Genomic DNA, 24,734 nt, shown 5'->3' on the forward strand with positions numbered 1-24,734 from the left:
TCACGAAACGCAGAACTCGTTCCCCTCCGGGTCGGCCATCGTCACCCAGCTGTGTGGCCCCTGCCGCCCCCGCCACAGGAACTCCGCGCCGCGTGCCTTCAGCTTCTCGACCGATCCCTCGACGTTGTCCGCGCCCACCCACACGTCCAGGTGGAGGCGGTTCTTCACCGTCTTGGCCTCCGGGACCTCCTGGAACAGGATCCGCCGTGGCGGGCCCTCCGGTGGTGAGTCCGGGTGCCGGATGCCCGCTCCCGCTTTCCACACCAGCGAGCCCCGGTACGTCCGGGTTTCCTCCTCCGTCGCGTACCCCTTCGCGATCATCTCGCGGACGAAGTCCGCGTCCGTCGGTTCCACGGACCAGCCGAGCGTCTCGGCCCACCAGTCGGCGAGCGCGTGCGGGTCGGCCGAATCCACCACTACCTGGAAGTCATGCGCCATACCGGCACGTTAACGACCGAGTCCGACATTTTCCGGAGCATCGGGTCCTCGGGGACGACCGTGAAGCGCCACTTGTCCACGCCGCCGCCCATGATCTCGGCGTACCGGCGGGCCCCGTCCGCGTTGGCGAACCGGACCTGCTGGCCGTTCGTCAGGTGGGTGATCTTGACCGCCACGACTACCTCCCGAAGTTGGTGGGCCGGCCCTCGGAGCTTCCCCCTCCGGGACCGGCAAGGCACAGTAGAACACATGTTCGACCGCCCGCGCCACTCTCTCCCTCAACTAGGGGACCAACGGGCAAAAGGCCAGGTCAGAGCGGGCGAACCATGGCCATCCGCGGCCAGGCGTCGAGGCCGCGGGCGATCTCGGCCCGGCGGATCGAGCGCAGTCCGTCGCCGATTTCCGCCTCCGGGACGGCCCGGAACCCCAGCCGTTCGTAGTACGGCGCGTTCCACGGCACGGTTTCGAACGTCGTGAGCGTCAACGCCGGCAATCCGCGCGCACGGGCCCACTCCGCCAGCGTCTCGATCAGCGCGCGGCCGATTCCCCGCCGCGCGTGCGACGGCCGGACCGACACCTGCTCGATGTGCGCGCACCCGTCGACGACCTCGGCGATCAGGTAGGCCACCGGCCGGTCGGCGGAGTCGGCGCTCACCCAAGCGCGGCCCGCCGCTTGGAAAACCGCCAGCGACTCCACCGAACCCGGGTCGTCGTCGGCGATCGCCGCCATGTCGACGTCGCGGAACAGTGCACCCGCCTCGCGCTCGACGTCGATGAGCGCGGGCAGGTCGTCGGGACGCGCGAGCCGGATCACCCGGGCAGTTCTACGCGCCCGCGCGGATTTCTCACAGCGAATAAGACGCGATCGCCCGCTGGATGCGGATCGCGTACTCCTGCAGGGCGGTGATCGCCGCCTGCCGGGCCTCTTCGGTGATCCGGGCGGCCGGGCCGGCCAGGCTCAGCACGGTGGGCCGCCTGCCGATCGTCTGCACCGGCACCGAACAGGCCCAGACACCCTCGTCGAGCTCGCCGGAGCTGACCGCGTACCGGTTCTCCAGCGCCTGCTTCAGCTCGTCGCGCACGGCCGCGCCGCGCTGCGCGACGATCGACGCCCACCGCTGGTCACGCTCGATCTCCGGCAGCAGCGCGAGCAGCATCTTGCCGGACGCGCCGACGCCGAGCGGCAGCGAATGGCCCGGCTCGAACGTGAACCGCATGGCGCGGTCGCACTCGACGCGGTCCGCGCACACGGCGGCGTCGCCGAACCGCTGGAACAGCATCACCGTCTCGCCGAGCTCCCGCGCGGCCTCCTCCATGGCCGGCCGCGCCAGCTGCACCATGTCGTTGGCGAGCTGGGCGGCCCGCGCCAGCGGCATCACCTGGCTCGTCAGGTGGTAGTGGCCGGCCCGGCCCTCCTCGAGCAGCTGCAGCTCCTTGAGCAGGGCCACGTACCGGTAGGTCGTCGCCACCGGGGTGCCGATCGTCGCGGCCAGCTCGGCGACGCTCGCCTCCCACCGGCGCTCCGAAAAGGCCAGCAGCAACTGGAGGACCTTGCGGGAACTGCTGGCACCGGGGGTGCGCCGGGGGGAAGTGGTGGCGGAACCGTCGACGGTACTGACGGCAGGCGTCATCGTGACCTCTCGGTGAGACAAAAACGACCTTCGCTATCACACGGGGTGAATAAATTAGCACGTAGTGTGAAAGGAAGGCCAGCAATGGCCCGGAATAGGGCCATCGCCGGCGCACCGGACGTCACATGGTGAGAAACTCGCCCGGTTTCGTCACCACGGGTGACTCCACGTACAGGCCGCGGTACTCGTCCTGGATCCCCGAGTTGTGCACCTGCAGCGCGAGCGGGCCGACGCGCCCGGCCGTCTTGTCGGTGAACTGCAGCACTTCCACGCCCTTGCAGGTGATCGCCGTGCCGGTGAGCGGGCAGCAGGCCATCCGCGCGACCCCGGTGGCGGCGTCGCCGATCAGCTCGCACTGTGCCCACTTCTTGATGTCGATGCTGGTGTGCGGCAGTTGCCGGAACAGTTTCCCGCCGCCGTTGTTGTGCCCCGGCCGGTAGTCCCAATGTCCCCCGTTCGGCGGTTGGAACTGGATGGCGCTCAGTGCGTCGCGGATCGGATCGGTGGTGCCCCAGATCAGCACGGTCGGTTTGTGGTTGCCCTTGACCTGCCGCACATTGAATATCCACCGAAACGTGCCGACCTGCTGTTTGTTGTAGTACAACCAGCCGCGCGCGGTGCCATTGCCGTGGATGACGCCGTTTTTCGCCGACCAGAGCCCGGCTTTCGACGACGTCCACGCGCTCAGGTCGGTTCCGTCGAACATCGAGACCAGATTCGGGTCACCATAAGGGTTTTCGGCCGCCGCGGCCGGCGCCGGGACCGAAGCCGCGACGATCCCCGCGGCCACCACACCGAGAAGCTTCCGGAACATCCTGCCGTCCTCTCGTCGAACGCGAATCGAGGGTTCGGACGGCGGATTTTCACGTTAGGAGCGGCCCGGGCCGGGCGTCAACCGCGGTCCCGGTCACCGGTGAGGAACGGCGTCAGCAGGCCGGGGACGGCCCGGTCGGCGAGCGCCAGCCCGTCGGCCTCGCCGACGTCGAGCACCTGGTACCTGCCCTTGCCCGCGGCGACCGGCGCGATCAGCGTGACCAGCCCGGCCCGGCGCTGGAAGTACGAGCGTTCGACGACGATCCCGGTCATCCCGTCGCAGCGGACGGCGGCCGTGCCGCGGTCCAGCGAACCCGACCGCGTCACGAGGTACCGGCCGGTGAGGGCGTGGCCGAGGCCGCGGTAGCGGTCCCAGCCGACGAGCGCGGCGACCGGCACCAGCACCAGCGCGACCTGCCACGGCCAATCCGGCAGCGCGCCGAGCCACGCCAGGCCGTAGAGCGCCGCGGCGAGCAGCAGCACGCTCAGCACGGCCCGGGACAGCCGCCGGTACAGCGCCCGGCGGGGGTGGCGCACCAGCGGCGTCGCGGCCGGGTCCTCGCCCAGCACCCGGGCGACGACCTCGTGCGCGCGGGCCAGCGGCGCCGGCGGCAGCAGCAGGCTGCCGCCCTTGTCCGCGCTCTTGCCCTCCCGCAGGCCGGCGGCGATGGCGACGCAGCGGGCACCGCCGGCCAGCCGCAGCGGCAGCGGCTCGCGGATTTCGGCGCCGCGCAGGCGGTCCTCCTCGATCGACACCGACCGCGTGGTGATCAGCCCGCGCCGGATGTGCAGCGTGCCGGCGGGCTCGCGGGTGAGCCGGAAGTTCCAGAACGAGAGGACGTACCCGCCGACGGACAGCAGCGAGACGAGCACCAGCAGCCCGGCGGCGGCGAGCACCAGGCTCAGCCACACCGGGGTGTCGGCGAAGTGCCCGACGACGGCCTGCACCAGCGAAAACTGGATCGGGTCGAAGTGCAGTTCGTGCGCGAAGTGGTAGACCGTGCCGACCGCCGCACCGACCACGGCCAGCCCGGACAGCGTGAAGGGCGCGTACCGCAGCCACCGCTTGTCGACCGCGGCGATCAGCTGCTCCGGCGGCGCGGCGGCCTCTTCGGAGACGGCTTCGGCCTTGCGGTGCAGCAGGAGCGTCCGCAGCCGCTGGGCCTCGGCGATGGTGACGGCGTCGAGGACGAGCTCGTCCTTGCCCGGTCCCTTGCCGTGCGAGTGCCGCCCGGTGCCGATCCGCGCGGCGGCCAGCGAGAACAGCCGGTGCTTCGGTTCCGAGGTGACGTCGACCGTGCGGATCCGGTCGCGCGGGATGGCCCGGTGCTTGCGCTGCAGCAGCCCGGTGCGCCACTCGACCTGCGCCTCGGTGATCCGGTAGCGGGAGGTCAGCACGTGCGAGACGCCGGTGAACACGGCGATCGCGGTGAACACGAGACCGATCCACTGCCACGGTTCGCCGTGGCCGAACAGCAGCGCGCCCAGCAGCACCGGCAGCGACTTCACCAGGTCCAGCACCGGGCGGATGAGCAGCATGCGCCGGTCGAGGTGGTGCCACGGCGCGTCCTGCGTGCCCTCGGCGGGCGGGGTGAGCACTTCGGCGGTGCTTTCTGCCGCCTCCGCGGGGAAGAGTGCGTCGGCGGGGCTCACGTCGCATCGCCCCGGACGGCCTGGGTCGTCTTCGTGAGCTCGTCGGCCAGGGCGAGCGCGCGGTCGTGCGCCAGGCCCGAGATCCGCAGCGGGCCCGCCGCGGACGCCGTCGTCACGGTGATCTTCGCCAGTCCGAACAGCTGCTCGAAGGGGTCGCGCTCGATGTCGACGGTCTGGATCCGCGAAACCGGCGCGATCCGCCACTCCTGCTTCAGCCAGCCCGCCTGGGTGTAGACGGCCTCGTCGGTGACCTCCCAGCGGTGCACCCGGTAGCGCCACTGCGGCATCACGATCAGGTGCAGCGGGCCGAGCACGCAGGAGAGCACCAGGGTCACGGTCAGGAACGACGGCGCGTCGTCGCTGGTCACGACGATGAGCGTCTGCACCCCGACCAGGATGATCCACAGGATCGACGCGGTCACCGTCCAGTAGCCGATGGCCCGGCGGCTGACCCGGTGCGCCGGCGGCCGCAGCCGCAGCGCCGTGTTCGTGGTGTGTTCGCTCACGGGTCAAGCGTGCCCGATCGGTGCCTTGCGCGCCCACGACAGTTGTCACGATGGCGATCCGAACCGGCCTCGATCGCGTGGCGTTACGATCGGCGACACCGTCGGCGGAATGGAATCCCACCCGGGGTGTGTTGTGCTTGACGGATTGGTATAGCGGCGAGCAGGAGGATCAGGTGGGACTCGATCCCGACGACCTGTACGAGGTGGACTCGGACGTCCCCGACCTGACCGGGGCGGTGCTGCTGCACCACTTCGAAGGGTTCATGGACGCCGGCTCGGCGGGCCGTCTGCTGGCGGAGCACCTCCTGGGCGGCGAGCACCGGGTGGTCGCCCGTTTCGACGTCGACCGGCTCATCGACTACCGCTCGCGGCGGCCGACGATGACCTACGCGGTCGACCACTGGGAGGACTACGACGCGCCCGAGCTGGTGGTGCACCTGCTGCACGACGCCGACGGCACGCCGTTCCTGCTGCTGTCCGGCCCGGAGCCGGACCACGACTGGGAGCGGTTCAGCGCGGCGGTCCGGAACCTGGTCGAGCGCTGGGGCGTCCGGCTGACCGCCGGCTTCCACGGCATCCCGATGGGCGCGCCGCACACCCGCCCGCTCGGCGTCACCGCGCACGCGACCCGCAAGGACCTGGTCGTCGACAACCAGCAGCTGCCGAACCGGCTGCAGGTGCCGGGCAGCCTCGCCGCGCTGCTGGAGTACCGGCTCGGCGAGTGGGGCCACGACGCCATGGGCTTCGCCGCGCACGTGCCGCACTACCTGGCGCAGTCGACGTACCCGGCGGCGTCGCTGATCGTGCTCGACGCGCTGAGCCGGGCGACCGGGCTGAGCCTGCCCGAGGGCGAGCTGCGCGCGGCCGCGGACCTGGCGGACGCCGAGATCAACCGGCAGGTCGCGGAGTCCGACGAGATCGCCGACGTCGTCCGCGCCCTCGAGCGGCAGTACGACACGTTCATCGAGGCGTCCGACCGCGGCAGCCTGCTGGCGGAGTCGGTCGAGCACATGCCGACGGCGGAAGAGCTCGGTTCGCAGTTCGAAAGGTTCCTCGCGGAGCAGAACGGCGGCGACGGCCCCGAGCGCGGATGACGCGATACGACGAGATCGGCGTCGGTTACGCACGCGGCCGGCGGACGGACCCGCGCTGGCTCTCGCCGGTGCTGTCGGCGCTGGGTCCCGCGGCTTCGGTGCTGGACGTCGGCTCGGGGACGGGCTCGTACGAACCGCCTTCACGGCACGTCGTGGCGGTCGAGCCGTCGGCGGAGATGATCCGGCAGCGCGCGGCGGGGGCGGCGCCGGTGGTCCGCGCGGTCGCGGAGGCGCTGCCCTTCGCGCCGGGCACGTTCGACGCGGCGCTGGCGGTGCTGACGGTGCACCACTGGCCGGATTGGCGCGCGGGGTTGCGCGAGCTGCGCCGGGTCGCGGCACGGCAGGTCGTCCTGGCGTACGACACGGCGTTGCACAGCGAGTTCTGGTTCGTGCGGGAGTACGTGCCGGAGGTCGCCGCGCTGGAGGCGTCCCGGCCTTCGGCGCCGGAGATCGCGGACTTCCTCGGGGCGTCGGCGGTGGTGCCGTTGCCGGTGCCGTGGGACTTCACGGACGGAGTGTTCCCGGCGTACTGGCGCCGGCCGGAGGCGTACCTGGACCCGGGGGTGCGCCAGTCGTGCTCGGCCCTGGCCCAGACCTCGCCGGCGGCGGTTTCGCGGGGGATCGCGCGGTTGCGGGAGGACCTGGAGTCGGGGCGGTGGCACGCGGACCACGCGGACCTGCTCGATCTGCCGGAGTGGGACGCGGGTTTCCGGCTGATCGTGGCCTAGCTCGGCTCACCACTCCCGGCGGGCCAGCTTGCCGACGGCTTCGGCGGTTTGCCGGAAGCCGGCCTCGCCGAGTACCGCGCGCAGCTGCGCGTTGAATTCCTCGATCTCCGGCGCGACGCGGACCAGCGCGTCCTCGCCGGCGGCGGTCAGCTCCAGGACGACCGCGCGGTGCTCGTGCGGATGGGTGTTCTTGCCGACGAGGCCGGCGTCCACCAGCCGGGTCACCATGGCGGTCACGGCCGATTCGCGCTGACCGAGCCGCGCGGCGAGCTCTCGCTGGGTCAGGCCGCCTTCGCGCACGGCGAACAGGGCGCCGAGCTGGGCGGTGGTGATCCCGGCGGCGGCCAGGCAGCGCCGGTCGGCGGCCACGCGGAGCCGGTGGGCGGCTTGCTGGAGGAGGAAGAACAGGCGCTGGTCGGGTTCGGGCACGCCCTCGATCTTGACAGTGTCCGCTCGGCCGCGCCATTCTCACTTCACTAGTGAAGTGAGGGGTGACATGCTGGATCTCGAAGCGGCTCGGGCGGGATTGGCCGGGCAGCCGTTCAGCCGCCTGCTCGGCGCGCGGCTCACCGAGTTCGGCGACGGCGCGGCCACGCTGGAGCTGGAGGTGCGCGAGGAGCTGAAGCAGCAGAACGGGTTCCTCCACGGTGGCGTGCTGGCGTATGCCGCCGACAACGCGTTGACGTTCGCTGCCGGAACCGTCCTGGGGCCCGCGTTGCTGACGGCCGGGTTCACGATCGATTACCTGCGACCGGCGGTGGGGGCGATGTTGCGGGCCCGCGCTGTCGTGCTGCGAGCGGGGCGATCGGCAGCCACCTGCCGGTGTGATCTGTACACAGTGGACGAAGGTCGGGAGCCCGTGCTGTGCGCCGCTGCGCAAGGAAGCGCCCGGGTGGTGCACGACTGATCAGTGGCTGGTCACGGTGTTTCGCTGAGCACCGGCCCTGCCAGCTTCCGGCCTTAGCCGTGGCAGCCTTCTTCGTTCAGCGGCCCGAACGAAGGCAGCACCAGCCCGCACAGGTACCCGTCGATCCACCGCCCGTTCCCCGCGAGGTTCGTCCCCAGCCGCACGAACGGCGCGAACCCCCGGATCCCCGCGGCCAGCGCGTCCTGGTTGCGCTGCAGCATCGACGTGAGCTGGTCCAGCTGGGTCAGCAACGGCTCGACCGGCGACTCCCCGATGAGCCCCGACAACTCCGACGACAACCGCCGCGAGCCGTCGAGCAACCGGCTGATCGCCGCCTCGCGGTTGCTCACCGAGGCGAGCAGTTCGTTGCCGTCCTCCAGGAGCCGGCGCACCGCCGCGTCGCGGTCGACGAGCGTCTGCGAAATCACGCGCGTGTTGCCCAGCAACGCAGTCAGCTGCCTATCGCGCGAGGCGAGCGAGTCCGAAAGCCGGGATAGCCCGGTGAGGGCGGCGCGGACGCTCTGCGGCGTGTTCGCCAGTGTCGACGAAAGCGTGTCGAAGCTGCGAGCCAGCCGCGCGGTGTCGATCCGGTCCACTGTGGACGACAGTTCCCCGAACGCCGCCAGGATGTCGTACGGCACCGTCGTGCGCGACCGCGGGATCGGCGACCCCGGGTCGAGCGTGCCCTCGCCCTGCGGATCGAGCGCGAGGTACTTCTGGCCCAGCACCGTCTTCAGCCGGATCGCCGCGCCCGTCGCGTCGCCGAGCCAAGCTCCCTTGGCCCGGAACGAAACCAGCACGTGGTCGCCGCGCAGGCGCACGTCCGACACGCGCCCCACCTCGACGCCGGCGATGCGGACGTCGTTGCCGGCGCTCAGCCCGGCCGCTTCGGTGAACTCGGCCGCGTAGGTCGTCCCGTCGCCGAGCACCGGCAGCGACCGCGCGTTCAGCGCCGTCACCACGCCCAAGGCCAGCACGGCCAGGCCCGCGACGGCCGTCCTGACCGGATTTGACATGGCGTCAAGAGTGACCCACCTCACGCCGGGTCGCCAGCCGAGTCCCCCGATGAGAGGAATCGGGGTATTCGCGGTACTCCAGCGCGTTGGCCGCGCGGTCGGTCATCCAGGCGAAGATGCCGCCGAACAGCCGGGTGCTCAGCATCCGGTAGGCGCGGTTGCGGCTGCGGATCTTCGCGGCCGTGCGCGGCGCGAGGAAGTTGCCGGACCCCTTGCCGTTCTTCTGCCCGACCGCGGCCGGCTTGCGCAGCCGCCGCTCGTACTTCGCGAACGCCGTCACGTGGTCGCCGCCCGCCGCCGCGAGCTCGCCCGCCAGCACCTGGGCGCCCATCATCGCCAGCCCCGTGCCGGACCCGCCCGGCCCGGCGCACCAGGCGGCGTCGCCGAGGAGCACCACGCGCCCCTTCGACCAGCGGTCGAGGTGGATCTGGCTGATCGAGTCGACGTACAGGTCGTCGGCCGCGGGCAGCGCTTCGAGCAGCTTCGGCGTCTCCCAGCCGGTGTCCGCGAACAGCTGCGCGAGCAGCGCACCCTGCTCGGCGGTTGTGCGGCGGTGGAACTCGACGCCGTCCGCCGCGAACACCAGGCCGACGTGCAGCCGGTCCGGCAACCGGTGGCTGCTCACCATCAGGCCGCGGCCGGGCTCGTTGTACAGGACGCTGGTGTGGTCGAGCCCCAGGTGGTTGGGCGCGGTGAACCCGGCGATGCCGAAGCCGAGGTCGCGCCGGAAGTCCGGTTCCGGCCCGAAGGCGGCGGCCCGGACGCCGGAGTGCACGCCGTCGGCCCCGACGACCAGGTGGAACGTCCGCGGTGCGCAGTGGCGGAAGGTGACTTCGACGCCGTCCGTCGTCTCGGTGAGGCTCGTGACGCGGTCGCCGAAGACGTACTCGGTGTGGTCCGCGGTGTGCTCGTACAGGATCCGCGCGAGGTCGCCGCGCAGGATCTCGACCTCGCCGCTCCAGGCGGCGCCGGGCACGGTCAGCGCGGGACGGCCGTCGAGGCCGAGCACGGTCTGGTCGCCCATCGCCGTCTCGTACCGGCGGACCTCGTCGAGCACCCCCATCGCGGCCAGCAGTTTCACCTGCTCGCCGCGGAAGTCGACGGCCTGGCCGCCGGGCCGCGGGGCGGGCGCGGACTCGACGACGGTGACGCGGTAGCCGGCGCGGTGCAGCCAGTGGGCGGCGGACGGGCCGGCGATGCCGGCCCCGGAAACGAGCACGGTCCTGGTGGTCATCGGGGGGTTCCTCTCGGGTCGGTGGCTGCCGGCACCGAGACTGCGGGCGACCGCTTACCGTCTTCGCACGATCCGCTGACAAGCCGCGCGGAAACATGGTGCGCGGCGATTTCCGCGGTGAGAATTTCCGCCGTGCTGTCACCCGTTGGGGATTGGCTGTCCTCCTTTCGCGACGCCCAGGATGAGATGCCATCAGGGTGCGCATAAGGTGCTAGCACGCACGCGGCCGCTCGTGCCAATGCAGATGCGTTGGCACGTGCATGTAACAGCGCTGTGTGTTGAGCCGACCAACGTGAGGACGTGTCAATGCGAAACTCGGGTAGTCGTCCGAAACATGGCCACTATGCCGAGTTGACTGGCATAGTGGCCATGCACCCAAGGGGGGACTACTACCTCGTTAGTGGCTTCGGGAGCCGCTCTGAGATGGAATACTTGCGAGGGGTGCGACGGTCGGCGGATGTCAACACCGTATTCGGCGGTGTCGGGTCTTCCGGCCGGGGAGCGAGCTGATGAGCGCTGACGGGAGACGGGACGCCGTGCTGGCCACCGGCAGTTTCGGCGGTAGCTCCGGCGCTACGCGCTTCACAGCCGACCACGTCGATTTGGCGGTGCGTTGTCCTGAAGTACCCCGTCAATTGCCCCCGCCGCCACCCGTCTTCGTCAACCGCTCGCGTGAACTCGATCTCCTGACCGAGAGGCTGTTGTCCACGAGAAGCAGGAACCGGGCGCCGATCGTGGTGTTCAGCGGTCTGGCCGGGGTGGGCAAGAGTGCGGTGGCCTTGGCGTGGGCGCACCGGTACCGCGAGCTGTTCCCGGACGGCCAGCTGTATGCCGACCTGGCGACCTACCGCCAGCCTGGCGGTGTGGAGATGACGGAGGTCCTGGCTTCGTTCCTACGCGCGTTGGGGGTGCGTGAAGAATTCATCCCGCGTGCGTACTCCGAACGCGCCGCGCTGTTCCGCAGTCACACGCGCGCCCGAAAATTGTTGATAATGCTGGACAATTCGGATGCGGCGGCACAGGTCCGATCGGCGGTTCCCGGCTCGCCGGACAGCGTAGTCCTCGTCACCAGCAGGCGTCGGCTCGGTGGTCTGGTCATGGACGGTGCAGACTTCGTCGACCTATCGCCGTTGACGGTCGCGGACGGCAGTTCATTGGTCCGGACCATCCTGCCGGATAAGCCGGAGCCCGCGGACGAAAAGGCCATTGCTGCCCTTGCGGAACTCTGTGGAGGCCTGCCGATCGCGCTATGCATAGCTGGGGCGCGGCTCGCCGAACGGCGGAGTTGGACGGTGACCCGCTTGGTGCGTTACCTGTCGGACGACCGACTCGGGAGGCTGTCGGTGGAGGGAGATGGGGCCGTGGGCCGTGTTTTCGACGCCGCATACGAGGATCTGCCGGAGCCGGTCCGTCTCCTTTATCGCAGGCTCGGTCTACTGCCGGGTATTGAATTCGAGCTCGGCGCCGCAGCCGCTGTTGCCGCCCTGTCGCCGGTCGGAGCCGACGAATTGATCGGTACGCTCGCCGGTTCCTCTCTGCTCGAAGAACTCGGAGACGACCGGTTCCGGCTCCACGAGCTCGTTCGGCTGCACGCCAGGAAAATGGCGGATCGAGACGATACCGCAGCTGACCGGGAACGAGCCACGCGCGGTTTTGTCGATTGGTACCTACTGGGAACGGCGGCAGCGGATCACAAGGTACTGGGAGAAGGGCGTTGGCGGCTGGCGCAGCTGCCCGTGGAGCGCTGGCCCATCCCCTTCGATTCGGCATCGGCCATGTGCTGGCTCGAACGCGAGCGGACGAATCTCCTGACCGTCGTGCGCACGGCCTGGCAGGCTGAATGGTACGAAACCGTGTGGCAGCTCTGCGAGGCGCTGTGGGCTCTCTACCACAGCCACAAGAATTATGCGGACTGGCTGGCCGCGCACAAACTGGGCAGGGCCGCGGCACAAAGGTGCGGTAACCGTCAGGCCGAAGTGCGCATGTGCAATCAAGGTGCGAGAGCGCACATCGAACAAGGCGACTTCGCTGCCGCGGCAGAACTGCTGGAATCGGCGTCGAGGATCGCGGTGGGTGATACTCGGTCCGAGGCGGTGCTCGCCGAGTCGTTCGGCCTGCTGCACCGGCAGCAAGGCCGGTATGCCGAGGCCGAGCGAATGCTGCGACGGGCGCGGGACCTCAACCGGGCGATCGGCAGTGTGCGTGGGGTGGCTTTGCAGAGCTACCAGCTTGGCGACGTCCTGGTGCGAGCCGGGCGTACCGATGACGGGCTCGACGAGTTGACCGGTGCGCTGGCCGCCGCAGGCGAGATCGATGACGAGCTCACCGCCGCGCGCGTGCGGATCGCCCTCGGCCGTGCTTACGACGAACTGCGCCGCGACCGCGATGCGATCCATGTGCTCGACGAGGCGGTCGAAATCACCCGGCGTCGCGGACAGCCGGTCAAGGAGGCGCAGGCCCTGGAGGTGTTGGCCCGGATAGCCCACCGCGATAAGGACGTAGCACGTTTCAGGGACTCGGCGGCCCGGCTCGCCTTGCTCTACGAGGCGGCAGGCAGTCCGCGAGGTGCGGCCGTCAGGGAGTGGCTGGACGGCGGTCCGGCGCCTACGCGCGCGGGGTGACGGTCACCCTCGGTGCGGCGTCAACGTCCGCTCGCTGAGCTGTCCGCCGACGTCGGTTCGCAGGAGGAGCTTCTCCGGCCACGGCCGCATGGCGCGCTTCCAGGCGTAGGCCGCGATCGCCGTGGTCAGGACATCTCCGTCCGAAGTGCACAGGACGGAGTCGTCGTCGAAACGCAGGACGCATCCTCCGGGGACGCGGGCAGCGACCAGCTTGGCGAACGGGGAGGCCAGCCGGACATCGTCGAACCAGGCACTGGGATCGGTCGTGACGTCTTCGTTGACCACGATCTCGGCATCGCTGCGCCGGTCCGGATCCACTTCGGCGGCTGTGGTCACCGGAACCAAGCCGTTCTGACTGGACAGGTCGGTCACGGGGCCCGGATATCGCCGGACGACGACGGTTCCGCAGGCCGGCAGGGCCTCGATCAGGTCGGCTACGGCCGCGAAAGCCGTGACGGAATCCTCGCGAATGGGCTGGGGCCGGTCGAGTGGCCGCTGGCGTGTCTTGGTGCCGGGCCGACGGCGACCCATGACCTCGTAGAGGGTGTCGCACACCGTGTTACGTGCGTCACCGTCGTTGACGAACATCCGGTTCAGCGCCGGCCGCAGCACAGCCGGGTCGTGGTGCGTGATGGCCCGGTCGAGCTGCGGTTCCAGCGGCGCGGCCGGATCCAGCCGGACAGCCGACGTGCACAGCTCCGCGACCGGTGAGCCCGGGGTGAGTTCGGCCCGGCCGTCGGCGCCGAGGAGGAAGGGGATGTCGAGCGCTGGGCCGTAGACGGAGACCGAGCCGTGGTCGCCTATGACAATGTCGGCGGAGAGGAGGACGGCTTCCCAGCTGCTCAAGTGCGGAACCAGCAGCAGCCCGCTACCGAGCTCGTCGCGGAGGCAGTTCTGGATCCCGTACGCGCTCTCTGCTTGCCAGATGTTCGGATGCAGCACCTGCGCGACGCGGTACTCGTCCATCGGGAGCGATCCGAGCAGGCTGCGGGCCAGGTCGGGGTGTCGCGCCCAGAGCGAGTACTCGCCCCAGGTGGAAGAAATGACGACCAGGCGCCGGCCACAGGACAGACCGAGCGCCCGCCGGAACTCCTCCCGCCGGTGGCGGTTGGCACGCATCCGGTCGAGCACCGGGTCGCCCAGCACCACGGCCAGGCCGGCGACTTCCGGACACGTCTCGCGAAGATAGTCGAGCAGTGAGGGATGGGGAAGAAGGATCCGGGCGACGGTGGGTTTGCCGTCCGGCCCGAGCAGCTGACTCCTGGCCAGCCCGGTGGGTGAAGTGCGGTCCCCGGTGGTGTACTCCACCAGCCGGTAGTTCCCGGCGCCGTGGGGCAGTACGACCACTGGTGCGCGCAGCTCGGCCAGCTGAGCGCTGGCGTGGGCGGCGAGAATCACGTCGAATTCGGTCTCGAGGGCCCGCTCCCAGCTGATCACGCGGGCGCCCTTGTCGGCCAAGTCGGCTACGACCTTGTCGCCGAAGTGAGAGCCGGGCTCGAACACGAACTTGATGTCCACGGTCGCCGTACTCAGCTCCTCGAACACCCGCAGCAGCCGGTTGGCCGCTGCCGAGCTGCGGACAGGCGCGCCGAGCCGGAAGTCCGGCTTTCTCGTGCGTTCGGGTGGCGTTTCACCTGGCGAGGGCGACCCACGCCTACGTTCTGTCACTCTCGTGGCCGCCGATCCTGCCTTACTGCCGTTGATACCGGTCAGTATGTGCGGTATCAATTAGTCAGTGGCAGAACGCCACGTCGCAGATCGTACCTCGCTGACCGAGACATGGCGAGGAGTGAGGACGGCGCCATGGCTCCCGGCCAGAACCCCCTCGGCCAGCAAAGACGGTTGCGTGGGGAGCTCCGCCAGGCGAGGACCCAAGCGGGGCTCACCCAGCGGAGCGTGGCGGAGGAACTGGACTGGTCTACATCCAAGGTGATCAGGATCGAAACGGGTGCGGTCGGCATCTCGACCACCGACCTGCGTGCGCTGCTCCAGCTCTACGGCGTGACCGATCCGGCGCGAGTGGCGGAGCTGGTCGAGATGGCCAGGGCGGCGCGCCGAAAGGCCTGGTGGGACGACTATCGCGACAGCTTCAACGCCAAACTCATCAACTTTGTCGCGAGCGAAGCGGAGGCGTCCGGGATCCGGCACTTCCAGTCTTTGATCGTGCCCGGCGCGCTGCAGACCGCAGACTACGCCCGAGCGGTCCTGAAGGATTTCGGGTCCGACCCCGACCTCGTCGAGCGCGCCGTCAAGATGCGGCTCACGCGCCAGGAGGGCATCGTCGCCGGAAACGGCCCTTCGGCGACGTTCGTCCTCGACGAACCCGTTCTTCTGCGCCAGGTCGGCAGTCCCGAGGTCATGCGGGCCCAGATCGCGCACCTCCGTGAACTCGACCGACTGGAAAGGATCTCGATCCGGGTGCGGCCCTTCGGTGCGGGCGTCCGCGACGGGATGCAAGTGTCGTTCACGATCTTCGAGTTCGACGACGGCCCGGAGCACCTCGTGTACGTGAATCAGCCGGGCGAAGCCGTGGCGTTGAAGAACGATGCCGACGAGGTCTGCCACTACGTCGATTTGTTCACTGAGCTGGATGAACGTGCATCTGCACTGTCCGAATTCACCGGGCGCGGCCTCGGTGATCCGACGATCGGGTAACGCCGGATCTTCCGTTCGGCTTATGGGAGCAATGCCGGTTTACTCGGGGTGTTCTTGGCTGGGAATTGTCCAGTTCCACTCGCGGTAGTGCGTGCCGCCGGTCCGCTATCCTCGATCTGTTTGAGTGCGGCGGCCGCGTTTCGCGCGGTTGCGGCAAGTTGAGCGGACCCAGAGGGGGTTGCGGTGCAACGAGGCGCGGCTCGACCGGCGGAGATCGACGATCATGGGCGTGAGTGGCGAAAAAGCTCGCGGTGTAATGACCCGGATGGCGGGTGTGTGGAACTGTTCGTCAGTAGTAAATCGGTCCGGATCCGAGACTCTTGGAATCGATCCGGTGGCACGTTGATCTTTTCGGGTGGCTCGTGGAGTGCCTTCCTTGCCCAGCAGAAAGAACCGTGATTTCGGCGGAGCCGAATGGCGCGACAGGTGCTTGCGGGCGAGTCCGATCGGCGTCGGCAGTGCTCGGAAGCGGCTGCCGGCGCCGCTATCGCGCGGCTCGGCCAGTGCCGCGCGGTTGCAGTCGCTAACATGGCCCGGGTGGACCGCGCCGCCGAAGGCCGGATCCAGGAGGACGGCGACGGCGTCGTCGAGGCACGCATCCTGGATGCCGCTGCACACCTGATCGCCGAAGAGGGCTTCGGCAGGTTGAAGATCGGCGGCGTCTGCGCCCGCTCCGGCTACGCGCGTTCGGTCGTCTTCCAGTACTTCGGCGACAAGGACGGGCTCGGGCGGCGGCTCGTCGAGCACGCCGTCGAGGCGTTCACCGACGCCTACAGCGAGGCTGTCGCGGCCCGGACCGGATCGGCGAACGCGACGCCGATGGACATGCTGCGCGCGCTGCTGGACATCATCTTCGAGCTGATCCGCACGATGCCGACGCTCAACCAGGCGTTCCTGGCCCTGTGGGGCGACGCGGCGGCGGAGTACTCGGCCCTGCGCGGCGCGCTGACCGAGGCCGACCGCCGGTTCCGGTTCGCCATCGCGCAGACCGTGGCCAGCGGGGTCGCGGACGGGTCCATCACCGGTGTCCGCGACCCCGATTCCTACGCTTCGGCGCTGCTGGCCCAGCTGCGCGGGATCTCGATGCAGGCCCTGATCGATCCCGACGGCGTCGACCTGCGCGGGCTGCGCGCCGAGCTCGAGCGCAGCGTCGACCGGCTGTCCTCGAGCTTCCGCGGCACGCTCTAAAGCGCGTACACGATGCTTCGCAGCACGATCACGCCGATGAAGACGAGCGTGAAGGCCAGGTCGAGCGAGATCCCGCCGATCCGCACCGGCCGCACGACCCGCCGCACCGGCCCGATCACCGGTTCGGTCGCGGCGTAGGCCAGGCCACGGGCGCGCCGCGCCCACGGCGGGGTGTTGCCCACCACCGCGACCCAGTCCAGCACCATCCGCGCGACCAGCACCAGCAGGTACAGGCTCAGCGCGAACCCGAGCAGCGTCCCTAGCGCACCCATGGCCCCTCCGTTCTTCCTATCCCGAGAACGCGCGAGGGGAGCCGGGAGTGCCAGTTCTGTCCGGTTCACAGGATTTCGACAGGATCGGGTGACGGCGGTCACCGCGGGTAGCGATCAGCCGAAGGTCACCACGAGCCGGCCGTCGGAGGCGAAGGACCACCTCATGGTGCCGGCGTAGGACGAGCACCGGGACCCGTTCTTGCCGGTCCAGAACTGGTCCGAGCTGTCGACGTTGCCGACGGTCTTGTCGTTCGAGCCACCGCTGGCGAAGCGGCATGAAGTGTCGTTGCGGAACACCGAAGTCCCGGTGTCGAAGGAGAAGTTGCGTTCGGCGTTGTCGATGCCGACGTTGTCCGTGACGGACATCGAGCCGGGGTTGCTGTTGTAGGTGAAGCCGTGGTGGCCGTTGCGGTAGGCGATGTCGCGCCGGACGACGTGGTTCACCGCGATCTTGTCGCCGCCGAGCTTGTAGCCGTTGCGGTCGCCGTTCTTGTTGACGGTGCCGTTGCTGAGGGTGCCGTTGGCGTAGGCGAGGGAGTCTTCGATGGTCACCGGGCCGATCGGGCCGGTGTCGGTCTTGGTGTAGAGGTCCCAGCCGTCGTCGATGTTGTTGTGCGAAACGTCGTAGCGGAAGACGTTCCCGGGCCCGGCGGTGAGCTTCGCGGCGAACCCGTCGGCGTCCTCGCCGTCGGAATCGGCGTTGTCGTGCGATTCGGAGCTCACGACGAGGTTGTTCGACGGCCACTGGTCCTTCGGCGTGCTCGACGCGATCCGCGAGATCTGCAGCCCGGAGTCGCGGTTGAAGCGGGTGACGACGCGCTCGATGACGTTGTTGCTCCCGCCGACGAAGATCCCGTTGTCCCCGGCGCGTTCGACGACGATCCCGGCGACGCGCCAGTAGGAGCCGTTGACGGCGAGACCGCGGTTGGCCGGGTCTTCCTGCATGGCCGAGAAGTTCAGCACGGGCGTCTCGCCGGGGTAGGCGGAGAGCGTCTTGCGCGCGCTGGAAGTGCCGCTGTTGGCGGGCGCGATGGTGACGGTCTGGCTGTAGGAGTAGGTGCCACCGCGCAGCGAAATGGTGCCACCGGACCCGATCCGGCTCAGGGCCGACGGCAGGGTGGTCGGATCCGCCTGCGTCCCGGCGGCGGAATCCTTGCCGTTGGGCGCCACGTAAAGCGTGGTGGCCGCGGCATCGGACGGCGGAGCCAGCGCGGCCACCGTGACCAGCGCGGCGGCTGCTGTAAGCGCTTTCTTGATGCTCCCGTACGAACTCATGCACGCCTCCTTGCGGGCAAGAACTGTCGGACACCCGGATCCGAGAGCGCTCCCAGGAGGAGCGGGATTTCCGGTGAGGCGACGGTAGCACCGGGTAGCGGCGGCCCGAGTGGGCCAAGCGGGTCGTCTGTACTGAAAACGCTTTCAGGGCGCGATAACCACGTGGCTTTCCCCGAGTCCAGGTTCAGGCGGCGGTGTCCGGCCCGGCCGCGGTGGTGTCGAGATCGGGCAGCGGACGGCTGCAGACCTCGTGGGCTTCGGCGGCGCTGAGGCCGAGCATGCGCAGCAGGTCCTCGGTCACCTGGTCGGTCGTGGCGGCGTCGTCGCGTTCGGGGCGGCAGTGCAGCAGGTGGCCGAGGCCGAGTGCGGTGCCGGCGACCGTGACCATGGCCAGTTCGGTGTCGGTGACCGTGAAGCGGCCGGCCCGCACGGCGGCCTCGATGTCGCGGCGGGCTCGGGGAGCGAGTCCGCTCTCCGAGGTGGCGAGCTCGAGCCCGTGGTGCAGGAGCACCTTGCTGAGTTCGGGGTGCCGCCGGTGCAGGCGCCCGGTCAGCCGGAAGCTCTGCGCGAAGACCTGCGCCGGGTCGTCCAGGCCGGTGGTCAGCTCGTCCAGCAGGGCGCCGTGGACGTCGAGGGCGTCTTCGACCGCCGCCTGGTAGAGCTGCTCCTTCGTCTCGAAGTGGTTGTAGAACGACCCCATCCCGACGTCCGCGGCCTGGGTGATCTCCAGGATCGGCACCGCGGTCTTCCCCTCGGCGATGAGGGCCTGGGCCGCCCGGATCAGCGCCGCGCGGGTGCGTGCCTTGCGCCGTTCCAGCCGGCTCGGAACGTGCTCCGGCATCCGTGCTCCCGTCTTCGCTGGTCGTGGCCGCATCCTAGCGCATTGCGTCATTGCTGAGGAATTCGTCAGAACTCTTGACTGAGGAGATGCTCGTAACTGACGATGTCGTCATCAACCTCGATGGAGGGAGCAGCCGTGGGAGATCCGCACAGCGGGCTGCACAGCGAGCGCGGCGCGCTCGCGGGTGAGCACCCCGGCCGGGCGGCGAACCCGGTGATCAAGGTGCACGACCTGGCGTGGCTGGAGTTCGAAAAGCCGGACCTGGAGCGGGCGGAGGTGTTCGCCCGGGCGTTCGGGTTCACCACCGTGCTCAACACCGGCCGCGAGCTGCACCTGCGCGGCACCGACGCCGGCGCGCCGTGCGTGCTCATCCGCAGGGGCGCCCGGTCGAAGTTCCTCGGGCCGGCGTTCCTGGCCGCCACCTCGGGCGACGTCCTGCGGCTGGCCGAAGCCACCGGACGGCCGGTCGACCGGCTGCCGGACACGCTGGGCGGCGTCGTCGTGGACCTGCCCGACCCGAGCGGCCTGCGGGTCCGGGTCGTCTCGGACACCCACGAGCTGCCCGCGCTGCCGCCGCAGGACCCGCACCTGCTCAACTTCGGCCACGAAACCCGGCGGGTCAACGCCACGCAACGCCCGCCCAGAGCACCGGCGCTCACGCAGCGGCTCGGGCACGTGGTGCTGCAGACGACCCGCTACCGCGCGGTGCTGGACTGGTACCTCGAACACCTGGGCCTGATCGTCAGCGACTTCCTGTACCACCCGGGCCGGCGCGAGCGCGGGCCGGTGATGAGCTTCATCCGGTGCGACCGCGGCGCCACCCCGGCCGACCACCACACCCTCGCCCTGCTGCTCGGCCCGGCCGACCGGTACGTGCACTCGGCGTACCAGGTCGCCGACCTCGACGCGCTGGCCGCGGGCGGCGAGTACCTGCGCGAACACGGTTACCACCACTCGTGGGGCATCGGGCGGCACATCGAGGGCAGCCAGCTGTTCGACTACTGGCGTGATCCGGACGGGTTCATGGTCGAGCACTTCAGCGACGGCGACCTGTTCGACAGCACCCTGGAACCCGGCTGGGCACCGTTGACCGCCTCCGGGCTGGCCCAGTGGGGGCCGCCCGCGACCGCCGACTTCCTCGGCGTCAAGCCCGGCAAGGAATCCCTGCGCGAACTGCGCGCGATGTTCACCGCCCTGCGCGAAGACAACGAATTCGACGCCCGGCGCCTGCTGGGCCTGCTGAAGGTGGCCCGCTCATGAGTCCGACCGTCCTGCGCACCGCCGACGCCTGGTACCTCGCCACCCCGGACGGCGCGGCGAAGATCCCCACGGCCGCGAAGACCACCGGCGAGCTGCTCGCCGACCGCACGGCGATCGCCGCCGCGGGGCCCGCGACCGACTCCGTCGAGGACCTCGTCCTGGTCTCGCCGGTCACCGCGCCCTGCCGTGTCGTCGCCCAGATGACCAACTTCGCCTCGCACGTCACGGATTCCGGGATGGACCCGAAGACCGTGCCGTTGACGTTCTTCCGCAAGACCTCCGGCTCGATCAGCGGCCCGTTCGACGACGTCGTCAAGCCGTCGCACGTGCGGCTGCTCGACTACGAGGTGGAGATCGGGCTGGTCATCGGCCGCGAGATCCCGGTCGGCACCGGCATCCCCTCGCTGAGCGAGTACGTCGCGGGCCTGGTCGTGACCAACGACGTCTCCGCTCGCGACATCCAGCTCCCCAAAACCCAGTTCTACGAAGCCAAGTCCTATCCGACGTTCACCCCGGCCGGGCCCGCTCTCGTGCTGTTGGACGCCGATGAGCTCGAGCGGTTCGGCGACCTGCGGCTGCGGTTGTCGGTCAACGGCTCGGTCCGGCAGGACTCGGTCGTCGGCGAGGACATGATCTACCGCCCGCTCGAAGCGTTGCGGGCGTTGACCCGGTTCCAGCGCCTGGATCCCGGCGACCTGGTGCTGACCGGGACGCCGGCCGGCACCGCGTTGTCCGCGCCGCCGAAGGTCGTGGAAAAGCTCGCCGCGCTCCTGCCCCCGGCGCTGAAGTGGAAGCTGTTCTTCAAGGGCCAGGCGAAGAATCCGAAGTACCTGGCCGACGGCGACGTCGTCGAGGCGTCGGTCGCCACCGACGATGGTGCTCTCGACCTGGGCACCCAGCGCACGGTCGTGAGGCACAAGCGATGACCGGCGCTTCCCTGTGGCCGCGCTGTGCCGGGCCCGCCGACCTGGCCGCGATCGAGGCCGTCCCGCTCGCCGAACGGGGTCTGCCGGAGTCGACGTACGCCCTGCTGCAGCGGGCCGCCGCGTGGTGGCCGGAGCACCCGGCGACCACCGTGCTGCCCGAGGCCGCGCGGTGGCGCGAGCCCGTCCGCGGCACGTTCGGCGAGCTGCTTTCCGACGTCCACCGCTACGCCAACCTGCTGCACGACCTCGGGATCCGGCGCGGCGATGCGGTCGCGCTGATGGCGCCCAACTGTGCCGACCTGGTCCCGGCGACCCTGGCCGCCCAGCTGGCCGGGATCGCGGCGCCGCTCAACGGCGGCCTGTCCCGCGACCACCTCGCCGAACTGCTCCGCCGGTCCGGCGCCCGCGTGCTGATCACCGCCGGACCGGAACTCGCGCCGGAAACCTGGGACACCGCGCAGGCGCTGGCCGCCGAGCTGGACGTCGTCCTCGTGCTGCGCCCGACCGGCGCGACCGGCGAACCGGCCGCGTTGCCGGCCATCGACGGAGTGCGCGTCGGCTACCTCGCCGGGCTTTCCACCACAATGGACTCTTCCGATTTCGCCGGTGAAGCCCCGGTGGCGTCGGACTTGGCCGAGTTGTTCCACACCGGCGGCACCACCGGAGCGCCGAAACTCGCCGCGCACACGCACGCCAACGAGGTCGCCGACGCGTGGATGATCGCGGCGAACTCGGTGCTCGACCCCGGCTCGGTCGTCTTCGCGGCGCTGCCGCTGTTCCACGTCAACGCGCTCGTCGTCACGCTGCTGGCGCCGCTGTTCAAGGGCCAGCACGCGGTGTGGGCCGGCCCGCTCGGCTACCGCGAACCGGCGTTGTACGGGGAGTTCTGGAAAATCGTCGAGCACCACCGGATCGCCGCGATGAGCGCCGTCCCGACCGTGTACGCGGTGCTCGCGCAGTGCCCGGTCGACGCCGACATCTCGAGCCTGCGCCACGCCATGGTCGGCGCCTCGCCGCTGCCCGCGGCCGTCCGGGAGGGCTTCCAGAGCCACACCGGCGTCACGCTGGTCGAGGGCTACGGGCTGACCGAAGCCACCTGCGCCAGCGCGCGCAGCTTCCCCGACGCCCCGCGCCCCGGCAGCGTGGGGCAGCGCCTGCCCTACCAGCGGATGAAGGTCGTCCACCCGGAAACGGGGGAGGAGCTGCCCCGCGGCGAGACCGGGGTGCTGGCCATCAGCGGCCCCACCGTGTTCCCCGGCTACGTCGTCGGGCGTGCCGAAACCGGGTACGTCCTGGACGGCCTCGGCAAACTCCGCGACGGCTGGCTGAACACCGGCGACCTGGCTCGGCTGGACGCCGACGGGTTCGTGCACCTGGCCGGCCGCGCCAAGGACCTCATCATCCGTGGTGGCCACAACATCGACCCGGCGCTGATCGAGGACGCCTTGCTCGCCCACCCCGAGGTGACCGCGGCCGGCGCGGTCGGCCGTCCGGACGAGCATTCCGGGGAGGTGCCCGTCGCGTACGTGACCCTCGCGCCCGGGGCCACGGCGAGCGAGGCCGAACTGCTCGCCTGGGCCGCCGGCCGGGTACCCGAGCGGGCCGCCGCGCCGAAAGACGTCACCGTCCTCGATGCCCTGCCGGTCACCGACGTCGGCAAGCCCTACAAGCTCGCGTTGCGCGCCGATGCGGCCCGCCGCGCGATCACCGAGGCACTGGCGGCGTTCGACGGAGTGACCGTCGACGCGGTGATCGAGGACGGCACGGTGACCGCCACGATCAGCCTGCCGTCCGATGTGGACGAACTGAAGGTGAGGGCCGCCCTCGGCCGCTACACCGTCCCCACCCGTCTGACCTTCCGAGGAGACTCGTGATCGTCCTGTCCGTCCTCGTGGCAGCCGTCTTCGTCCTGTTCGGGGCGGCCAAGCTGTTCGCGCTCGCACCCATGCGGGAACGCGCCGCACACGCCGGGTTCTCCGTCACGGCCTACCGCGGCATCGGCGTGCTGGAGATCGCCGGAGCTGCCGGGCTCCTGCTCGGCTTGACGGTGCCGGTGCTCGGCGCCCTGGCCGGAGCCGGCCTGCTGCTCCTGCTCGCCGGCGCCGTCGTCACGCACGTGCGCAACCACGACCGAGGCCGCGACCTCGTCCCGGCGCTGGTCTGCGCGGTGCTCGTCGCCGGCTACCTCGTGGCCCTCGGGGTGTCGCCGTGAAGGTCCCCGTCGTCATCGTAGGCGCGGGCCCGACCGGGCTGACCGCCGCGGCGCTGCTCGGCCGGTACGGCGTCGAGTGCCTGGTGCTGGAGCGCTGGGAGTCGGTCTACCCGCAGCCCCGCGCGGTGCACCTGGACGACGAGGTGCACCGCATCCTCGGGCGGCTCGGGCTGGCCGGGGCGTTCGCCGCCATCTCCCGGCCGTGCCACGGGCTGCGGCTGCTCGATCCGGACCTGCGGGTGCTGGCCGAGTTCCGCCGTTCGCCCGGCGGTGGCCGGCACGGCTACCCCGAGGCGAACATGTTCGACCAACCCGACCTGGAGCACCTGCTCCGCACCCACCTGGAGACGCTCGGCGCCGTCACCGTGCGCGGCAATACCGAGGTCACCGGTATCCGGCAGGACGGAACCGGCGTGCGGGTCGAGACCGCCGAGCGTGGCACCGGTACGCGCGAGACGATCCACGCCGACTACGTCCTGGGCTGCGACGGCGCCAACAGCCTCGCCCGGACGGCGATCGGCGCGACGATGGCCGACCTGAAGTTCGACCAGCGCTGGCTGGTGGCCGACATCGCCACCACCGCCGATCTCGGCGCATGGGAAGGCGTGCACCAGGTCTGCGACCCCGGCCGCGCCGCGACCTACATGCGCATCGGGAAAACCCGCTACCGCTGGGAATTCCGGCTGCTGCCGGGGGAGACCGCCGACGACTTCGACGACCTCGGCCGGCTGCACCCGCTGATCGCGCCGTGGACCAGGGAAATCCCGGCCGACGAGCTGGAGATCGTCCGCGTCGCCGAGTACACCTTCCGCGCGCAGCTCGCGAACCGGTGGCGCGACCGCCGGGTGTTCCTGCTCGGCGACGCCGCCCACCTCACCCCGCCGTTCATCGGCCAGGGCATGGGCGCCGGGCTGCGCGACGCCGTCAACCTGGCCTGGAAACTCGCCGGCGTCCTCGACGGCACCCTGCCCGCGTCCGCGCTCGGCACCTACGAGGTGGAACGCAAGCCGCACGCCCGCGCGATGATCCGGCGCGCGGTGCTGGTCGGCAAGGCCATGACCGAAGGCGGCCGCATCGGCAACCTCATCCGCCGGGTGGTCGCGCCGCGCCTGAACGGCCGGGTCCTCGACAGCGCGACCCCCGCCCTGCACCGGTCGGACCTCGTCGTGCGGCCGCGGCTGGGGCGGACGGCCGCGGGACGGCTGTGCCCCAACGCCCTCCTCGACGACGGAACCCGTTTCGACGACGTCGTCGACGGCCGCTTCGCCGTCATCACCACGAACACGCCGTCGGAGACCGAGCGAGCCGCCATCCGGGACTCCGGCGCGGTCCTCGTCCCCACCCGGCGTTCCGGCGAGCTGCACCGCTGGCTGCGGACCGGCGCGGCCGTCGTCCGTCCGGACGGCACGGTGCTGAGCGCCGGCGACAGCCTCTCCCGGTGCCGGTACCCCCGATAAGGAGCGA

The 24,734-nt window shown here is 70.4% G+C and carries 26 protein-coding genes; 12 read left to right on the forward strand and 14 right to left on the reverse strand.

All coding sequences use genetic code 11. From position 1 onward, the window contains the following. The 7 genes from ACWDN5_RS16095 to ACWDN5_RS16125 all read right to left on the reverse strand — a co-directional run bounded on the left by ACWDN5_RS16095 (nucleotide 1) and on the right by ACWDN5_RS16125 (nucleotide 5,041). Nucleotides 1–417, reverse strand: a complete 417-nt coding sequence (locus ACWDN5_RS16095; protein WP_449676892.1) for a VOC family protein — start codon at nucleotides 415–417, stop codon at nucleotides 1–3. Further along, complete coding sequence (locus ACWDN5_RS16100; protein WP_004561810.1) at nucleotides 417–614, reverse strand: hypothetical protein; 198 nt, start codon at nucleotides 612–614, stop codon at nucleotides 417–419. The genes ACWDN5_RS16095 and ACWDN5_RS16100 overlap by 1 nt, the downstream gene beginning before the upstream one ends. 134 nt (nucleotides 615–748) lie before the next feature. Further along, nucleotides 749–1,252: a GNAT family N-acetyltransferase gene (locus ACWDN5_RS16105; RefSeq protein WP_449676846.1), complete on the reverse strand. Its 504-nt coding sequence runs from the start codon at nucleotides 1,250–1,252 to the stop codon at nucleotides 749–751. Nucleotides 1,253–1,283: 31 nt separating this feature from the next. Next, the gene (locus ACWDN5_RS16110; RefSeq protein WP_310967000.1) at nucleotides 1,284–2,069 is read right to left on the reverse strand and encodes an IclR family transcriptional regulator; all 786 of its coding nucleotides are present in this window, start codon (nucleotides 2,067–2,069) and stop codon (nucleotides 1,284–1,286) included. Nucleotides 2,070–2,190: 121 nt separating this feature from the next. Beyond that, complete coding sequence (locus ACWDN5_RS16115) at nucleotides 2,191–2,859, reverse strand: family 16 glycoside hydrolase (protein WP_449676847.1); 669 nt, start codon at nucleotides 2,857–2,859, stop codon at nucleotides 2,191–2,193. A gap of 101 nt (nucleotides 2,860–2,960) precedes the next feature. Further along, nucleotides 2,961–4,421: a PH domain-containing protein gene (locus ACWDN5_RS16120; protein ID WP_310968452.1), complete on the reverse strand. Its 1,461-nt coding sequence runs from the start codon at nucleotides 4,419–4,421 to the stop codon at nucleotides 2,961–2,963. 110 nt (nucleotides 4,422–4,531) lie between these two features. Continuing rightward, entirely contained in the window at nucleotides 4,532–5,041 is a 510-nt protein-coding gene (locus ACWDN5_RS16125) for a PH domain-containing protein (RefSeq protein WP_310967002.1), read from the reverse strand. Nucleotides 5,042–5,214: 173 nt separating this feature from the next. On the opposite strand from ACWDN5_RS16125, the gene ACWDN5_RS16130 reads away from it, so the two are divergent. Then, the gene (locus ACWDN5_RS16130) at nucleotides 5,215–6,135 is read left to right on the forward strand and encodes a proteasome assembly chaperone family protein (protein ID WP_310967003.1); all 921 of its coding nucleotides are present in this window, start codon (nucleotides 5,215–5,217) and stop codon (nucleotides 6,133–6,135) included. Then, entirely contained in the window at nucleotides 6,132–6,863 is a 732-nt protein-coding gene (locus ACWDN5_RS16135) for a class I SAM-dependent methyltransferase (RefSeq protein ID WP_310967004.1), read from the forward strand. The genes ACWDN5_RS16130 and ACWDN5_RS16135 overlap by 4 nt, the downstream gene beginning before the upstream one ends. A 6-nt stretch (nucleotides 6,864–6,869) precedes the next feature. Here ACWDN5_RS16135 and ACWDN5_RS16140 read toward each other — a convergent pair whose 3' ends face one another. Further along, nucleotides 6,870–7,292, reverse strand: a complete 423-nt coding sequence (locus ACWDN5_RS16140; protein WP_449676848.1) for a MarR family winged helix-turn-helix transcriptional regulator — start codon at nucleotides 7,290–7,292, stop codon at nucleotides 6,870–6,872. Nucleotides 7,293–7,359: 67 nt separating this feature from the next. Here ACWDN5_RS16140 and ACWDN5_RS16145 point away from each other — a divergent pair, with 67 nt between their 5' ends. After that, nucleotides 7,360–7,770, forward strand: a complete 411-nt coding sequence (locus tag ACWDN5_RS16145; protein WP_449676849.1) for a PaaI family thioesterase — start codon at nucleotides 7,360–7,362, stop codon at nucleotides 7,768–7,770. Nucleotides 7,771–7,823: 53 nt separating this feature from the next. Here ACWDN5_RS16145 and ACWDN5_RS16150 read toward each other — a convergent pair whose 3' ends face one another. Together ACWDN5_RS16150 and ACWDN5_RS16155 are read right to left on the reverse strand one after the other, a co-directional pair. Continuing rightward, nucleotides 7,824–8,786, reverse strand: a complete 963-nt coding sequence (locus ACWDN5_RS16150) for an MCE family protein (protein ID WP_310967007.1) — start codon at nucleotides 8,784–8,786, stop codon at nucleotides 7,824–7,826. A 4-nt stretch (nucleotides 8,787–8,790) separates the two neighbouring features. Continuing rightward, on the reverse strand, nucleotides 8,791–10,020 hold the full coding sequence (locus ACWDN5_RS16155) for an FAD-dependent monooxygenase (protein ID WP_449676850.1): 1,230 nt from the start codon (nucleotides 10,018–10,020) through the stop codon (nucleotides 8,791–8,793). A 509-nt stretch (nucleotides 10,021–10,529) separates the two neighbouring features. Here ACWDN5_RS16155 and ACWDN5_RS16160 point away from each other — a divergent pair. Beyond that, nucleotides 10,530–12,641: a tetratricopeptide repeat protein gene (locus ACWDN5_RS16160; RefSeq protein WP_449676851.1), complete on the forward strand. Its 2,112-nt coding sequence runs from the start codon at nucleotides 10,530–10,532 to the stop codon at nucleotides 12,639–12,641. Nucleotides 12,642–12,644: 3 nt separating this feature from the next. Here the strand turns inward: ACWDN5_RS16160 and ACWDN5_RS16165 are convergent, their stop codons facing one another. Then, nucleotides 12,645–14,186, reverse strand: a complete 1,542-nt coding sequence (locus ACWDN5_RS16165) for a hypothetical protein (RefSeq protein ID WP_449676852.1) — start codon at nucleotides 14,184–14,186, stop codon at nucleotides 12,645–12,647. A 258-nt stretch (nucleotides 14,187–14,444) separates the two neighbouring features. On the opposite strand from ACWDN5_RS16165, the gene ACWDN5_RS16170 reads away from it, so the two are divergent. The 3 genes from ACWDN5_RS16170 (at nucleotide 14,445) to ACWDN5_RS16180 (ending at nucleotide 16,484) form a co-directional block, all read left to right on the forward strand. Beyond that, nucleotides 14,445–15,296: a helix-turn-helix domain-containing protein gene (locus ACWDN5_RS16170; RefSeq protein WP_449676853.1), complete on the forward strand. Its 852-nt coding sequence runs from the start codon at nucleotides 14,445–14,447 to the stop codon at nucleotides 15,294–15,296. Nucleotides 15,297–15,479: 183 nt separating this feature from the next. Further along, on the forward strand, nucleotides 15,480–15,695 hold the full coding sequence (locus ACWDN5_RS16175; protein WP_449676854.1) for a DUF397 domain-containing protein: 216 nt from the start codon (nucleotides 15,480–15,482) through the stop codon (nucleotides 15,693–15,695). A gap of 129 nt (nucleotides 15,696–15,824) precedes the next feature. Beyond that, entirely contained in the window at nucleotides 15,825–16,484 is a 660-nt protein-coding gene (locus tag ACWDN5_RS16180; protein WP_310967009.1) for a TetR/AcrR family transcriptional regulator, read from the forward strand. Here the strand turns inward: ACWDN5_RS16180 and ACWDN5_RS16185 are convergent. The 3 genes from ACWDN5_RS16185 to ACWDN5_RS16195 form a co-directional block, all read right to left on the reverse strand. After that, nucleotides 16,481–16,756 (reverse strand): YggT family protein, encoded by a 276-nt coding sequence (locus ACWDN5_RS16185; protein WP_176175160.1) that lies wholly within the window; start codon nucleotides 16,754–16,756, stop codon nucleotides 16,481–16,483. The two genes, ACWDN5_RS16180 and ACWDN5_RS16185, sit on opposite strands and share 4 nt — an antisense overlap. A 114-nt stretch (nucleotides 16,757–16,870) precedes the next feature. Further along, the gene (locus ACWDN5_RS16190) at nucleotides 16,871–18,031 is read right to left on the reverse strand and encodes a right-handed parallel beta-helix repeat-containing protein (RefSeq protein WP_449676855.1); all 1,161 of its coding nucleotides are present in this window, start codon (nucleotides 18,029–18,031) and stop codon (nucleotides 16,871–16,873) included. Nucleotides 18,032–18,215: 184 nt separating this feature from the next. After that, nucleotides 18,216–18,872, reverse strand: coding sequence for a TetR/AcrR family transcriptional regulator (locus ACWDN5_RS16195; RefSeq protein WP_449676856.1), 657 nt, complete (start codon nucleotides 18,870–18,872; stop codon nucleotides 18,216–18,218). Nucleotides 18,873–19,007: 135 nt separating this feature from the next. On the opposite strand from ACWDN5_RS16195, the gene ACWDN5_RS16200 reads away from it, so the two are divergent. From ACWDN5_RS16200 to mhpA, 5 genes are read left to right on the forward strand one after another with little or no spacing between them, the layout of a single operon-like run. Beyond that, the gene (locus ACWDN5_RS16200; protein WP_449676857.1) at nucleotides 19,008–20,132 is read left to right on the forward strand and encodes a VOC family protein; all 1,125 of its coding nucleotides are present in this window, start codon (nucleotides 19,008–19,010) and stop codon (nucleotides 20,130–20,132) included. Further along, a complete protein-coding gene (locus tag ACWDN5_RS16205; RefSeq protein WP_449676858.1) occupies nucleotides 20,129–21,058 on the forward strand; it encodes a fumarylacetoacetate hydrolase family protein in 930 nt (309 codons plus the stop codon). The genes ACWDN5_RS16200 and ACWDN5_RS16205 overlap by 4 nt, the downstream gene beginning before the upstream one ends. Then, nucleotides 21,055–22,932, forward strand: a complete 1,878-nt coding sequence (locus tag ACWDN5_RS16210; protein ID WP_449676859.1) for an acyl-CoA synthetase — start codon at nucleotides 21,055–21,057, stop codon at nucleotides 22,930–22,932. Before ACWDN5_RS16205 ends, ACWDN5_RS16210 begins: the two co-directional genes overlap by 4 nt. Next, the gene (locus ACWDN5_RS16215; protein ID WP_310967015.1) at nucleotides 22,929–23,270 is read left to right on the forward strand and encodes a DoxX family protein; all 342 of its coding nucleotides are present in this window, start codon (nucleotides 22,929–22,931) and stop codon (nucleotides 23,268–23,270) included. Before ACWDN5_RS16210 ends, ACWDN5_RS16215 begins: the two co-directional genes overlap by 4 nt. Continuing rightward, on the forward strand, nucleotides 23,267–24,727 hold the full coding sequence (mhpA, locus tag ACWDN5_RS16220) for a bifunctional 3-(3-hydroxy-phenyl)propionate/3-hydroxycinnamic acid hydroxylase MhpA (RefSeq protein WP_449676860.1): 1,461 nt from the start codon (nucleotides 23,267–23,269) through the stop codon (nucleotides 24,725–24,727). The genes ACWDN5_RS16215 and mhpA overlap by 4 nt, the downstream gene beginning before the upstream one ends. The last annotated feature ends 7 nt before the right edge of the window (nucleotides 24,728–24,734 follow it).

This window comes from Amycolatopsis sp. NPDC003731, from assembly GCF_053586895.1.

Bases quoted from the DNA above. Each gene is read 5' to 3' on its own strand.
- ACWDN5_RS16110 (WP_310967000.1), bottom strand. From the start codon at position 2,069: ATGACGCCTGCCGTCAGTACCGTCGACGGTTCCGCCACCACTTCCCCC.
- ACWDN5_RS16120 (WP_310968452.1), bottom strand. From the start codon at position 4,421: ATGCTGCTCATCCGCCCGGTGCTGGACCTGGTGAAGTCGCTGCCGGTG.
- ACWDN5_RS16135 (WP_310967004.1), top strand. From the start codon at position 6,132: ATGACGCGATACGACGAGATCGGCGTCGGTTACGCACGCGGCCGGCGG.
- ACWDN5_RS16145 (WP_449676849.1), top strand. From the start codon at position 7,360: ATGCTGGATCTCGAAGCGGCTCGGGCGGGATTGGCCGGGCAGCCGTTC.
- ACWDN5_RS16150 (WP_310967007.1), bottom strand. From the start codon at position 8,786: ATGTCAAATCCGGTCAGGACGGCCGTCGCGGGCCTGGCCGTGCTGGCC.
- ACWDN5_RS16155 (WP_449676850.1), bottom strand. From the start codon at position 10,020: ATGACCACCAGGACCGTGCTCGTTTCCGGGGCCGGCATCGCCGGCCCG.
- ACWDN5_RS16160 (WP_449676851.1), top strand. From the start codon at position 10,530: ATGAGCGCTGACGGGAGACGGGACGCCGTGCTGGCCACCGGCAGTTTC.
- ACWDN5_RS16170 (WP_449676853.1), top strand. From the start codon at position 14,445: ATGGCTCCCGGCCAGAACCCCCTCGGCCAGCAAAGACGGTTGCGTGGG.
- ACWDN5_RS16180 (WP_310967009.1), top strand. From the start codon at position 15,825: ATGGCCCGGGTGGACCGCGCCGCCGAAGGCCGGATCCAGGAGGACGGC.
- ACWDN5_RS16185 (WP_176175160.1), bottom strand. From the start codon at position 16,756: ATGGGTGCGCTAGGGACGCTGCTCGGGTTCGCGCTGAGCCTGTACCTG.
- ACWDN5_RS16190 (WP_449676855.1), bottom strand. From the start codon at position 18,031: ATGAGTTCGTACGGGAGCATCAAGAAAGCGCTTACAGCAGCCGCCGCG.
- ACWDN5_RS16195 (WP_449676856.1), bottom strand. From the start codon at position 18,872: ATGCCGGAGCACGTTCCGAGCCGGCTGGAACGGCGCAAGGCACGCACC.
- ACWDN5_RS16205 (WP_449676858.1), top strand. From the start codon at position 20,129: ATGAGTCCGACCGTCCTGCGCACCGCCGACGCCTGGTACCTCGCCACC.
- ACWDN5_RS16210 (WP_449676859.1), top strand. From the start codon at position 21,055: ATGACCGGCGCTTCCCTGTGGCCGCGCTGTGCCGGGCCCGCCGACCTG.